A 13,589-nucleotide genomic window follows, 5' to 3' on the forward strand; every position below is an offset into this window, starting at 1 on the left:
ATTAAAAGTCAAGCAATTTTACATAAATAACTCAACTAATAATTATGCACTTAAGAAATTAATTATTTAATTAATTCCACAGTATCTCTTGCAATAACTAATTCTTCATTAGTTGGAATTACAAAAGCCTTAACCTTGCATCCTTCTTTTGAGATTTCTCTCACTTTTCCTCTAACATTGTTTCTTTCCTTATCTACTTCAACACCAAGGAATTCTAATCCAGTAAGTATAGACTCTCTTGTTTCTGGTCCATTTTCACCAACTCCTGCTGTGAATACAATTGCATCAACACCACCCATAATAGCAGCATAAGATCCAATTGTTGCTCTAACCTTATATTCAAATATAGCAAGCGCTAACTTTGCTCTATGAACATTTTCTTTGAATGCTGCATCTTCAATATCTCTAAAGTCTGAGCTGATTCCTGATATTCCAAGAACACCTGATTTTTTATTTAATAAATCATTCACTTCATCAGCTGATAAACCTTCTTCTTTCATTAAGAAAGTTACAATTGCAGGATCTATATTACCAGATCTTGTTCCCATTGCAACACCTTCAAGCGGTGTAAAGCCCATTGATGTATCAATAGAAACACCATTTTTTATTGCAGCTAAGCTTGCACCATTTCCTAAATGGCAAGTAACTATCTTTAAGTCCTTTATATCTTTTCCCATAACCTCTGCTACTTTTTGAGAAACATACTTATGAGAAGTTCCGTGGAATCCATATTTTCTTATTCCATGCTTTGTATATAAATCATATGGAAGAGCATATAGATATGCTTCTTCTGGCATTGTTCCATGGAAGGCAGTATCAAATACAGCTACCATTGGAGTATTTGGCATAAGTTCTTCACAAGCTTCTATTCCTATCATGTTTGCTGGATTATGTAAAGGTGCTAATTTAAAGCATTCTTTAATATAATCCTTAACTTCTTTATTTATAACAACTGAAGATTTGTACTTTTCTCCACCATGTACAACCCTATGTCCAACAGCTGTAATTTCATCCATAGAAGAAATAACACCATTCTCTTTGTCTACTAAAGCGTCTAAAACTAATTTTATAGCAACTTTATGATCTTCCATTGGTTGCTTAACTATATATTTATCTCTACCTTCTACTTTTTGAGTAAGAACTGAACCTTCAATTCCTATTCTTTCTACTAAACCTTGTGCTAAAGATTCCTCCGTAGACATGTCAATTAATTGATACTTAAGCGATGAACTACCGCAATTGATAACTAAAACTTTCATTTGTATTATACTCCTTCCTAATGGATAACTATTTTTGAGCTTGAGCCTGAACTGCTGTTAATGCAACTACATTAACTATATCGTCAGAACTACATCCTCTTGATAAATCATTTATTGGTTTTGCAAAACCTTGACACATAGGTCCAATTGCTTCTGCATTTGCAAATCTTTGAACTAACTTATAGCCTATATTTCCACTTTGTAAATCTGGGAAAATTAATACATTTGCTTTTCCTGCTACCTTACTGTTAGGTGCCTTTTGAGCTGCTACTTTATCAACTATAGCTGCATCTAATTGTAATTCTCCATCTATTAGTAAATCTGGTCTTAACTCCTTAGCAAGTTCAGTTGCCTTTCTTACTTTGTCTACCATTTCATGGTCTGCACTTCCCATTGTTGAGAAAGAAAGCATTGCTACTCTTGGCTCCATTTTACAAAGATTTTTTGCAGTGTCAGCTGTAGCTATGGCAATAGCTGCTAATTGTTCGTATGTTGGATTTGGATTAACTGCACAGTCTGAGAATAATAACATACCCTCTTCACCATATTTTGATCCTGGAACCATCATAATGAAGAAGCTTGATACTACTGAAACCCCTGGAGCAGTTTTTATAATTTGAAGCCCTGGTCTTAATAAATCACCAGTTGTATGTATAGCTCCAGAAACCATACCATCTGCATCATTTAATTTAACCATCATTGTTCCAAAATATAATGGATCTCTAACTATTTTTTCCGCTTTTTCTAAAGTCATTCCCTTATTTTTTCTTAATTCATAAAACTCATTTACATAAGCTTCTAGTCTATCTGATTTATTCGGGTCTACTATTTCCACTCCGTCTAAATTAACAGCCAAATTCTTAGCCTTTTCCTCAATTATATCTCTGTCACCAACTAAAGTTACATAAGCTAATCCTAACTCTTGTATTCTTTGAGCTGCAACTAATGTTCTGTCTTCATCACCTTCTGGAAGAACTATTTTTCTTTTATCAGCTTTAGCTGATTCCCACAATTTTTTCATAAGTTCCATTATAACTTCTCCTTTCAAAAAAAGTACGAACTTTTCTTCATATACTAATATACTCCTAAATAGCTATATTTTTCAACCATAAAAACGTAAAAGATTTAATTCTAAATTTTAAAAATATTTTGAATATTTAATAATGTTTCCTATTTCCTAAAGTCCATAAAAATAATTTACTATAAATATAGTATTAATATGCTATAATAGTTCTATATTTCCCATTAAGGAGTGTATTTATGAATATAACTGGAATAATTACAGAATATAATCCATTTCATAATGGACACTTATACCATCTTAATACTGCAAAGAAATCTACAAATTGTAATGGTGTGATTTGTATTATGAGTGGTAATTTCGTTCAAAGAGGAGAACCAGCAATAATAGATAAATGGAAACGAGCAGAAATGGCTTTATTAAATGGAGTAGATTTAGTTATTGAACTTCCTACTTTCTATGCTGTATCTTCTGCAGAGTTTTTTGCTAAAGGTGCAATAAATATCCTAAATAATCTAGGAAGTGTTAATAACGTATTTTTTGGAAGTGAATGTGGAGATATAAAATTACTCCATAAAATTGCTAAACTTTTAACAGATGAACCAGAAGAACTTAAGAATAATATTAAAGAAAATTTAAAGTCTGGTATTACATATGCTAAAGCTAGAGAAAAAGCATTGATAAATTTATTAAGCGAAGACTCCTTAAAAGAAGTTCTTTCAAACTCAAACAATATTCTTGGAATAGAATATATTAAAGCTATTATAAAAAGTAAAAGTGATATAATCCCTCTAACTATGAAAAGAGAAGGATCTAAATATAATGATAAAGAACTAAATAATATATTTTCTTCTGCTACTAGCATAAGAGAAAATTTAAAAAACGGATATAACTTAGATTCATTAAAACCTTATATCCCATCTCAATCCTTTGAGTTATTAAATACTTTGATTAAAGATAATTATCCTTTCGTTTTTGAGGAAGATATGTATAATTTTGTTAAACATAGACTATTAACAGATTGCATAAACTTTAACAATCTTTTCGAGGCAAAAGAAGGTTTAGATAATAAGTTACTAAAAGAAGTTTACTATAGTTCATCCTATGAAGATTTAATTTTTAGGGTTAAAAGTAAAAGATATACATATACAAAAATTTCAAGATTATTATCTCAATTATTCTTTGCGTTAGATAATTATGAGTTTAAAGAATTATCTAAGGATGAAAACTTGTATGCAAGAGTTCTTGGTTTTAACGATATTGGTAGACTTATATTGAAAGAAATTAAGAAAACTTCTTCTATACCTATTATAACGAAAGTTCCAAAAAATAATGATAATCCGCTTTTGAGTTTAGATATTCAAAGTACAAAAGCATACTCAAGTTTAAATAATATGGTGAATCCATTAAGTGATTATTTAATTTCACCTATAATAAAACACTAATATTAAAAAGTCATAAGCATATAAATACTATAGGAGGTACAATTCATGATTAGTATTTATATTTTATGGCTTTTAATTTTTCTTCTTGTTGCTCTATTACTAAAACTTCTAGATGTAAGAAAAAATTATATAATTTGCTTTTTCATAACTATCTTTATAATTATATTTGTAATTAACTTAAAAACAAGCATTGAGTCTGCAATAAATGGTGCAAAGCTTGTTGTTACTGCTATACTACCAACCATATTCCCATTTAGCGTAATTTGTAATCTGCTAATATGTTATGATGGAATAACTCTTTACTCTAAAATATTAGGCCCACTATTTTGTAGCCCACTAGGACTTTCAAAAAGCGCTTCTTTTCCAATAGCTGCGAGTTTTATTTGTGGATATCCTTTAGGTGCGAAATATTGTTCTGATATTTATAATTTAGGATATATACATAAAGATGAATATGAACGATTATTAAATATAGCCTCTAACGCAGGACCAATATTTATATTAGGATCAGTAGCTGTTGCTATGTTAAATAATATTAAATACGGCTATATACTTCTTATTGCAAATTATTTATCTGTTCTCATTATAGGGTTAATTACTAAAAAATCAACTAAGAAATCAACTAAAATTCAAAATAACAAATTGGTAAATAAATCGATACGCAAAGAATATAATTTTGGAATAAATTTAAAAACTTCCATAGAAGGTGCTATTAATACTACATTAAATGTAGGAGCTTTTGTAATTATCTTTTCTGTAATTATAAACATTATAAAAAGCACCGCTTCAATAAGTGATGCTTTTACATTCTTAGAAAATTCATTTAAGTTACCTACTGGAATATTGTACAATCTTTTTTTAGGAAGTATTGAGTTTACTAATGGCTCTAAATTGATTTCTGATTTAAATTTATCTATCAGTTTAAAGCTCAGTATAATAAGTTTTATATTATGTTTTTCTAGCTTATCTGTTATAGCACAAGTATCTTCAATCGTAAGTAAAGATACTCCAAATTTCAAAAAATATATATTACTTAAACTTCTTCAAGGAATAATTGGTTTCGTAATAACTTTTATTTCTAGTAATATTATACTAGTATCAATACCAACTTTTAGCATTGCACCAAACTATAGCTATAAATTAATTATGTATAAAATATTTATACCCTTAATATTAGTTTTAAGTATATCCCTACTAGTTTCTGTATTGCTTAAATTTATTAAAGGGAAACTACATTCCTCTTAATTCAGATATGTTATCTTTAATCCTTGCTCCAGTTTCACTTAGATTTTCATCTATTTCCTTAGCAACCATTTCAAAAGATTTTTGCATATCTGAAATAAGCTTATTTTTCTTCTCTTCAATTTCTCTATCTAATTGAGCTAGGATTTCAGTTGAATATTCTCTTGATCCAATTCTAATTGCCTTAGCATCTCTTTGAGCTAGGGCAATTATTTCATTTGCTCTTACTTTTGCTTCCTTAACTAAATCATGATTCTCTACATTTTGTTTCATCATTTCCATAATTTCGCTCTTTATAGAGTCATATTGTTTTTGAGCATCTTCTAATATTCTATCTTTCTCATTCATAACCCATTGTGCTTTTCTTATTTGATCTGGTAAATAATTTATTACTTGATCTATTACCTCTAAAAATTCCTTTTTATCTATAACACTCTTCCCAGTTATAGGAACTTTTGGTGCAGTTTCTATTAACTCCTCTAAATATTCTAAAAGTTCAATAATATTAACTTCGACTTTCTCCATAACAATTCCCCCCTAAAAATATCTATTAAAACTTTTCCATAACCTCTGAAATCAATTCATTCGGTACAAGTCCTTTAATATTCCCTCCAAATTTAGCTACTTGCTTTACAGATGATGAACTTACATAAGAGTATTCAGACGAAGTCATCATAAAAACAGTTTCAATTTCTGAGTCAAGTTTTGAATTCATAAGAGCCATTTGAAATTCGTATTCAAAATCCGACATAGTCCTAAGACCTTTCAATATCACTTTTGAATTATGTAATCTAGCAAAATCTACTAACAGCCCATCAAAACTTAATACTTCAACATTTTTCAAATCTTTAGTAACTCTTTTTATTAAATTCACTCTCTCTTCAATTGTAAACAAACAGTTCTTATCCATATTAACCAAAACTGCTACGATTAATTTATCATATATTTTTGATCCTCTAGTTATGATATCTAAATGTCCATTTGTAATTGGATCAAAACTTCCTGGATAAATAGCAATATTCATTTTTCTCACCTTTTATTTACTCCTCATATTTATAAATACACACTGTAGTATTTCCATACTTTCTACTCTTCAACAACTTAATATCCTTATATCCGTCATAAATATCTTCTATTGAATCTATTTTTGTTACTATTATACCTTCTCTTTTTAATAGATTGCTTTCTTTTATTATTTCCATTGCTTTAGGAATCATTTCCTTACAATATGGCGGATCTATAAAGATAATATCAAAAACTTTTTGCTTTTTGCTTAACATTTGCAAAGCATCATAAGAATCTGAGTTAATTGGAAAACAAAACTCCTGAAATTTTAAATTTTCAACATTTTGCTTTAATATAGGAAAAGTTGTATTACTTTTATCTACTAAATATACTTCCTTAGCACCTCTACTTGCTGCTTCAAGTCCAAGACTTCCTGTTCCTGCAAAAACATCTACAACCACAGATTCAGGAATATAGTTTTGTATCATACTAAACATAGACTCCTTAACTCTATCTAAAGTTGGTCTCGTTTCCATGGTAGATGGAGGTAATAATTTTCGTCCTCTTGCTTTTCCTGCTATTATTCTCATCTAACTTCCTCCTTATGTACTATTATTATAATTTTAACATACTATTTATTTTTATACAATTTATTTAATTAAAACAAATATATCGACTGTATCTCTCAAGAGACTTTGAAATTTCATCACATAATTTTACATTTTTAATCTCTTTTGAATTTATTAAATTTTTAGCTTCATATCTTGCACACTTTAAAATATCAATATCTTCATATATATCTGCTAAAACTAATCCAATATCTCCACTTTGTCTAAGACCGAACATTTCTCCTGCTCCCCTTAATTTTAAATCCTGTTCTGAGATATAAAATCCATCAGTAGAGCTTGTCATTATTTCCATTCTTTTTTTCGTTCTTTCATTTTTAGCATTTCCTATTAGGATACAATAAGATTCATATTCTCCTCTTCCGACTCTACCTCTTAACTGATGAAGCTGTGCTAACCCAAATCTCTCGGAATTTTCTATTATCATAACAGATGCATTTGGAACATTAACTCCAACTTCAATAACAGTTGTAGAAATAATAACCTTAATCTTGTTCTCCTTAAATAATCCGATTATTTCATCTTTTTCTTTCGGTTTCATCTTCCCATGTAAAATTTCTACATTTATATCTTTGAACACATCACTCTTTAACTCATCATATAGTGTTTCTACAGAATTTAACTCCATTTTTTCATTTTCTTCAATTAAAGGACATACAATGTATATTTGCCTTCCTTTTTTTATCTCATCTAAAGCTAATTTATATGCATCCATTCTTTCATTTTCAGAATAAAATCTAGTATCTATTTTTTTTCTTCCCGGAGGAAGTTTATCTATTATAGATACATCTAAATCTGAATACATATATAAAGCTAATGTTCTTGGAATTGGAGTTGCTGTCATTACTAAAACGTCTGGTCTTCTTGCCTTGTTTATTAATTTATTTCTTTGTTCAACACCAAATCTATGTTGTTCATCAGTTATTACTAATCCTAAATTATTAAACTCTACATCTTCCTGAATTAAAGCATGAGTCCCTATCACAAGCATAGGATCTCCCTTTGATATCTTTTCCTTTATCCTTCTTTTTTCCTTTAAATTAGTACTACCTGTTAATATCTCTATGTCTATATTAAAATCCCTAAAAATTTTCAACGCCTCTTGATAATGTTGATTAGCTAATATTTCGGTTGGAGCCATTAATGCCCCTTGATATCCATTCTTTATTACATTAAATATAGCAATTAATGCTACTATAGTCTTTCCACTACCTACATCTCCTTGGACTAATCTGTTCATAGAATACTTGCTTTTTTGGTCTCTTAGTATATCTCTAACAACATTAGTTTGAGCATCTGTTAAATTAAAAGGTAATGATCCTTTTAAATCTTTTAATTCTTCATGCCAGCTAAAAGATATCCCATCATTACTTCTTAATCTATTTTTAAGTAACAAAAGTTTCATAGAATATGTAAAAAGTTCTTGAAACTTAAGTCTTGATATAGCTTTATTTAATTCCATCTTCCCTTTTGGAAAATGAATTTCTCTAATCGCAGTATCTAAATCAATCATATTATATTTATCTAAAATATCCTTTGGTAGATTATCAGTTATAATAACTTTATCTAAAACTTGATTAATTACTTTTGTAATTACCTTGTCATTCAAATCGCCTTTTAATGGATACTTAGGTATAATCTCACTTTTTTTAGCATCATTACACCCAATAATAGGATTGATTACTTCTAAGATCTTTCCATTTTTTTTAAATTTACCGACTAAATCATAGGACATATCAAGCTTAAAGTTACTTTTAATATACCTTTGATTAAACCATTTTCCTAAAACAATATGTCCTTTATAATCAAATTTGATTGTTGATATAATTTTACCATTTTTAGTTTTTACATCTCTATCATATCCTATTACTCTACAAGTTAAGATTTGTTTATCTTCACCATCTATTTCATTGAAGTCCGCATCACTTTTTATAAATTCATAATCCCTAGGAAAATATAAAAGCAAATCATATATTGTAAAAATTCCACATTTATTTAACTTTTCAGTAAGCTTAGGACCTACACCCTTTAAAGCAGAGACTTCCATTGATATATTCATTTACTCACCTCAAAATTTTATTCAATAAATATTAAAGCACAAGTTTCTACTTATGTAAATAAAGTAGTAACTCGTGCTTTTAATATTATTCTACTGACATCAAGAAATAATAAAGTGGTTGTGCTCCTCTATAGCATTGAACATCTAAATCTTCATATTTTTCTTCTATCTTACTTGCAAATTCCTCTGCTTCTTCTTCTGAAACATCTGAACCATATAATATTGTAATAAGTTCACTTTCATCATCTATCATTTCTGTAAGAACTTCCTCTGCTACATCACAATAAGATGAACCAACCTTTTTAATTTTTCCTTCAATTAAACCAAGCATATTTCCTTCCTTGATTTCTATACCATCCATTTCAGTATCTCTTACTGCATAAGTAACTGAACCTGTTTTCACCAATCCAATGGTTTCTTTTAAGGATTCTTCATTTTCATCAACTTCTACTTCAGGATTAAACATCGTAACACAAGTAATTCCTTGAGGTATTGAAGTTGTTGGTATAACTCTAACATCCTTCTCAGAAATTTCAGCAGCTTGATTTGCTGACATTATTATATTTTTATTATTTGGTAAAACAAATATATGCTCAGCATTTAATTTAGAAATACATTCAATTATATCTTGTGTTGAAGGATTCATAGTTTGACCGCCTTCAATTACATGGTCCACACCAAGATCTTTAAATATATTTGTTATGCCTTCTCCCATTGCAACTGCAACAAAAGCATATTTCTTATTTTCAATTTCTGTTATTTCTTCTTTATTTTCATTTTTTTGTTTGTATTCTTCTTTAGATAAAAGAACTTCCCTATGTTCTTCTCTCATATTATCAATTTTAATTTTTGATAATTCACCTAGCTTAACAGCCTTAGCTAATACTGCCCCTGGGTCATTAGTATGAATATGAACCTTTATTACATCCTCATACCCAACTACAACTTGTGAATCTCCCATAGGTGTTATGTCATCTCTAAATTTATCTGCATGGCTAGCATCTGCTAAAATAATAAATTCAGTACAGTAACCAAATTTAATATCTATATCTTCAGTACCTTGAGCGCCTTGCATTTTTGCTTCTGATGGTTTTATATCTTTAATTTCAGCTTTAATATCATCTCTTATTGCTTCAAGCATTCCTTTTAAGATAATAAGTAATCCCATTCCACCTGAATCTACCACCTTTGCTTTCTTTAAAGCCGGTAATAGATCTGGTGTCTTATCAAGCATAACCTTCGCTTCCTTAACAACTACATCCATTAAGTCAACTATATCCTTAACATCTGTATCAATTGCTGCTTCAGAGGCTGCTCTTATAACTGAAAGTATTGTTCCTTCTGTCGGTCTCATAACTGCTTTGTAAGCTGCTTTACTACCTTCTTGTAATGCTATAGCAAGTTGAACCGAATCTACAGATGTCTTACCTTCTAAGCCTTTTGAAATACCCCTAAGTATTTGAGAAAGAATAACTCCTGAGTTTCCTCTTGCTCCCATTAAAGCTCCTTTAGCAAGTTTTTTTGAAGCTTCCCCAATAGATTCTGTATTTAATCCTTCTATTTCCTTAACAGCTGCTTTAAATGTAGCAGACATGTTTGTTCCTGTATCTCCATCTGGTACTGGAAACACATTTAATGAGTTAACATACTCACTTTCTTCTAACAATCTATTGCTAGCATTAACAACCATGTTATAAAAATCATGGCCATTTATTGTCTGATATTTCATCTTTTTACCTCCTAGACTCTAACTGCTTGAACATTTACTGTAACAGATGAAACTTTTAAACCAGTAAAGTTTTCCACACTATAACGCACCTTTTGTATTATGTTATTAGCTATTTCAGAAATTTTAGTTCCGTATTCAACCATAACATATAATTCAACGATTAATTTATCATTATCAAATTTTAGCTTAACGCCTTTACTTAAATTTTCTATTCTCATTAACTCCCATAAACCTTCAGTTGCATTCTTGGAAACCATTCCTACAACACCATAGCATTCCATAGTTGACAAACCAACTATTTTAGCTAGCACCTCTTCAGAGTAATGTATATTCCCAAGTTCGTTTGAATATCCTACCATATAGAATCCTCCTTATAATTATCTATACATTATATTTTATATTACTTGTATTTATTATTCAAGTAAATATTGTATAGCTTAGTATATGAAGATATTAATATATATATATTAATTAATTGATTTTAAAAGTTTTTTTACTTTTTTATCATTTTTCCTTGCTTTTATAAGGGATATTATGTTAGAATTTAATCTGTCCTATTGAAGAGAAATTATCTTCACAAATAAGGAGGTGTTTTCAAGTGGCAAGAAGATGCGAAGTTTGTAACAAAGGGGTTGTATCTGGATCACAATACTCCCACTCACATCGTCAATCAAAGAGAACTTGGGCTCCTAACATAAAGAGAGTAAAGGCTTTAGTTAATGGAACACCAAAGACAGTTCATGTATGTACAAGATGCCTTAGATCTGGCAAGGTTCAAAGAGCAATATAAGTTCAAATAAAAAATGCAATTGTTAAATCAATTGCATTTTTTATTTTAAAATATTTTATCATTTTTCATATGTATTATTTTTTTCTTCTAAAAAACTTTATCAAATTAGATAAAAACTTAGGTAACTTTATTGCTATTATCTTCATATTAGTCCTCCATAATAATAATTCATCTCTTTATATACATTGTATGCAAAGAAATAAAATGGGTGACTACTTTTTTTTAATCATTTGTATAAAGAACCATTACAATTCCGTTATCGAAAGTTATTTTTATATCTTCATCTAAAAATTCATTAGAAGTAGTTATACTATCTCCTAATTTTAAATTAAAATTAGTTAAATTATATTTAGCTCCTTTTATAGTGAAGTTTTTAACTTCTTCACAATAAGCTTGAAAAGAAATAATATCGCCTTTATTTCCTTTTAAAGTAATAGGTTTATCAGTTAAAAAAATTAAATTATTATCATCAATTACTTTAACACTTATTGATTTATCTAACCCTCTTAACATAAGTCCAAAATTACTTAAAGAATGATCATACCTTGTACCTGTAGCGCCTAATAATATTATTTCATCTGCTCCATTCTCTACAGCTAAATTATAAGCAAGTTCTGTATCTGTATAATCCTTTTCTCTTTTAAACTTTATTTTTTTACTAGCCTTCGCTTCAATAGAATTTATAATATCTATATTAACAGAATCAAAATCTCCTAATATATAGTCAGGAGATATATCATACTTATATAGTACTTCACATCCTTTATCAGCTCCGATAACAAAATCTACGTCTTTTATTTCTTTAAATAGTAAGTCCTTAGAAGGCTCTTTTCCTCCTGAAATAATTAAAGCCTTCATCGAATTAACCCCTTATTGCTTCTATATTTTCTTTAAGATTTCCATCACCAAATACAGCTGAACCTGCCACCAATACATTTGCACCAGCTTCAACTATTGCTTTAGAGTTATTCTTACCAACTCCACCATCTACTTCTATAAGTAATTCACTATTATATTGTAAACTCATTTCTTTTACTTCTTTTATTTTATTTAAAGAATACGGAATAAACTTTTGCCCTCCAAAGCCCGGATTAACTGACATTATTAGCACCAAATCTAATTTTTCTATAATATCTTTTAAAACAAAAGTTGGTGTTCCAGGGTTCAGAGAAACACCTGCCTTTACTCCTTTAGATTTAATATATTCAATAGCTCTATCAATATGCTTTTCTGCTTCGTAATGAATAGTTATTATATCTGCTCCGGCTTCAACAAAATCATCTATATATCTTGATGGATTCTCTATCATTAAATGAACATCAAACATTTTATTAGTCTTATTTCTAATTGACTTAATCACTGGCAAACCAATACTTATATTAGGAACAAAATTTCCATCCATAACATCTATATGAATAAAATCTGCTCCAGCTTCATCTACTTTTACGATCTCTTCACCTAGTTTTGAAAAATCTGCTGATAATATTGATGGTGATATTTTTACCATTTGTACTTTTCCCCCTCTTGTAACTCTTCTAATATTCTAATATAGAAATTATATCTGTATTCATTTATTTTTCCCTCATCTAAAGCTTTCTTCACAGCACATTGTGGTTCTTTATTGTGAAGACATCCTCTGAACTTGCAACTGTGATTATATTCTTCAAACTCCGGAAAACTATATCTAAGGTTGTCTTTGTCCATAAAACTAATATCTATATTAGAAAAACCTGGACTATCTACTAAATATCCCTCTTCTATCTCAATTAACTCACTATGTCTAGTTGTATGTTTTCCTCTACCAATTTTTTCAGAAACAACTCCAGTTTCCATATGACTTCTATTTATAAGTGTATTTATAAGTGTCGACTTACCTGCCCCTGAAGGTCCACATAATACCGTTTCTTCTCCTGTTAGCCTTTCCTTAAGTAAATCTATTCCTAATCCCTTTTTTGCATTAATAAATAAAACATCATATCCAATATCATTTATTTTCTTTTTTATTTCTTCTTTTTCTTCTTCTGAAGCTAAATCCATCTTATTTAAACATACTATAGACTTAATATTATTATACTCACATGAAATTAAAAATCTATTTAAAAGGTCAAAATTTATATCTGGATTTTTTATTGCAAATACTACAAAAGCTTGTGTAACATTTGCTACAGTAGGTCTTATTAATTCTGAAGATCTATCAAGTATATCTTCAATTACACCCTTACCATTGGAAACATTAATAACAACATTATCACCAACCATTGGCTTCATATCCTTGTGCCTAAATTTCCCTCTAGCTTTACATTCTATTATCTCATCTTTAGTTTTTACATAGTAAAACCCACCTATGCCTTTAATTATTTTTCCTTCCATAATTCCTCCAATTATTTTTATCTTCATATTTATAATAAACAGA

The 13,589-nt window shown here is 29.1% G+C and carries 14 protein-coding genes; 3 read left to right on the forward strand and 11 right to left on the reverse strand.

Features of this window, described 5'->3' with window-relative positions; genetic code table 11:
• Positions 1-62: 62 nt before the first annotated feature.
• Together QK892_RS10150 and pta are read right to left on the reverse strand one after the other, a co-directional pair.
• Positions 63-1,259, reverse strand: a complete 1,197-nt coding sequence (locus QK892_RS10150; RefSeq protein WP_317273435.1) for an acetate kinase — start codon at positions 1,257-1,259, stop codon at positions 63-65.
• Positions 1,260-1,287: 28 nt separating this feature from the next.
• Positions 1,288-2,289, reverse strand: coding sequence for a phosphate acetyltransferase (gene pta / locus QK892_RS10155; RefSeq protein WP_317273436.1), 1,002 nt, complete (start codon positions 2,287-2,289; stop codon positions 1,288-1,290).
• Positions 2,290-2,519: 230 nt separating this feature from the next.
• On the opposite strand from pta, the gene QK892_RS10160 reads away from it, so the two are divergent.
• Both QK892_RS10160 and ylbJ read left to right on the forward strand, forming a co-directional pair.
• On the forward strand, positions 2,520-3,725 hold the full coding sequence (locus tag QK892_RS10160) for a nucleotidyltransferase (RefSeq protein WP_317273437.1): 1,206 nt from the start codon (positions 2,520-2,522) through the stop codon (positions 3,723-3,725).
• A 45-nt stretch (positions 3,726-3,770) separates the two neighbouring features.
• Complete coding sequence (ylbJ, locus tag QK892_RS10165; RefSeq protein ID WP_317273438.1) at positions 3,771-4,970, forward strand: sporulation integral membrane protein YlbJ; 1,200 nt, start codon at positions 3,771-3,773, stop codon at positions 4,968-4,970.
• On the opposite strand, the gene QK892_RS10170 is transcribed toward ylbJ, so the two are convergent.
• From QK892_RS10170 to QK892_RS10195, 6 genes are all read right to left on the reverse strand, one after another.
• Positions 4,956-5,492: an ATPase gene (locus tag QK892_RS10170; protein WP_317273439.1), complete on the reverse strand. Its 537-nt coding sequence runs from the start codon at positions 5,490-5,492 to the stop codon at positions 4,956-4,958. The genes ylbJ and QK892_RS10170 overlap by 15 nt on opposite strands.
• A 25-nt stretch (positions 5,493-5,517) precedes the next feature.
• Positions 5,518-5,991, reverse strand: a complete 474-nt coding sequence (gene coaD / locus QK892_RS10175; protein ID WP_317273477.1) for a pantetheine-phosphate adenylyltransferase — start codon at positions 5,989-5,991, stop codon at positions 5,518-5,520.
• 16 nt (positions 5,992-6,007) lie between these two features.
• Entirely contained in the window at positions 6,008-6,562 is a 555-nt protein-coding gene (gene rsmD, locus QK892_RS10180) for a 16S rRNA (guanine(966)-N(2))-methyltransferase RsmD (protein ID WP_317273440.1), read from the reverse strand.
• A 64-nt stretch (positions 6,563-6,626) separates the two neighbouring features.
• The gene (recG, locus tag QK892_RS10185) at positions 6,627-8,657 is read right to left on the reverse strand and encodes an ATP-dependent DNA helicase RecG (RefSeq protein ID WP_317273441.1); all 2,031 of its coding nucleotides are present in this window, start codon (positions 8,655-8,657) and stop codon (positions 6,627-6,629) included.
• Between the two features lie 85 nt (positions 8,658-8,742).
• A complete protein-coding gene (locus QK892_RS10190) occupies positions 8,743-10,386 on the reverse strand; it encodes a DAK2 domain-containing protein (RefSeq protein WP_317273442.1) in 1,644 nt (547 codons plus the stop codon).
• A gap of 11 nt (positions 10,387-10,397) precedes the next feature.
• Positions 10,398-10,745, reverse strand: a complete 348-nt coding sequence (locus QK892_RS10195) for an Asp23/Gls24 family envelope stress response protein (RefSeq protein WP_191748411.1) — start codon at positions 10,743-10,745, stop codon at positions 10,398-10,400.
• Between the two features lie 239 nt (positions 10,746-10,984).
• Here QK892_RS10195 and rpmB point away from each other — a divergent pair, with 239 nt between their 5' ends.
• Complete coding sequence (gene rpmB / locus QK892_RS10200; protein WP_317273443.1) at positions 10,985-11,176, forward strand: 50S ribosomal protein L28; 192 nt, start codon at positions 10,985-10,987, stop codon at positions 11,174-11,176.
• 222 nt (positions 11,177-11,398) lie between these two features.
• On the opposite strand, the gene QK892_RS10205 is transcribed toward rpmB, so the two are convergent.
• From QK892_RS10205 to rsgA, 3 genes are read right to left on the reverse strand one after another with little or no spacing between them, the layout of a single operon-like run.
• Entirely contained in the window at positions 11,399-12,034 is a 636-nt protein-coding gene (locus tag QK892_RS10205) for a thiamine diphosphokinase (RefSeq protein WP_317273444.1), read from the reverse strand.
• A gap of 4 nt (positions 12,035-12,038) precedes the next feature.
• Positions 12,039-12,683 (reverse strand): ribulose-phosphate 3-epimerase, encoded by a 645-nt coding sequence (gene rpe, locus QK892_RS10210; protein WP_317273445.1) that lies wholly within the window; start codon positions 12,681-12,683, stop codon positions 12,039-12,041.
• Positions 12,677-13,546, reverse strand: a complete 870-nt coding sequence (gene rsgA, locus QK892_RS10215; RefSeq protein ID WP_317273446.1) for a ribosome small subunit-dependent GTPase A — start codon at positions 13,544-13,546, stop codon at positions 12,677-12,679. Before rsgA ends, rpe begins: the two co-directional genes overlap by 7 nt.
• Between the last annotated feature and the right edge of the window lie 43 nt (positions 13,547-13,589).

It is taken from the genome of Clostridium lamae (assembly GCF_033043255.1).
GTDB lineage: Bacteria > Bacillota > Clostridia > Clostridiales > Clostridiaceae > Clostridium > Clostridium lamae.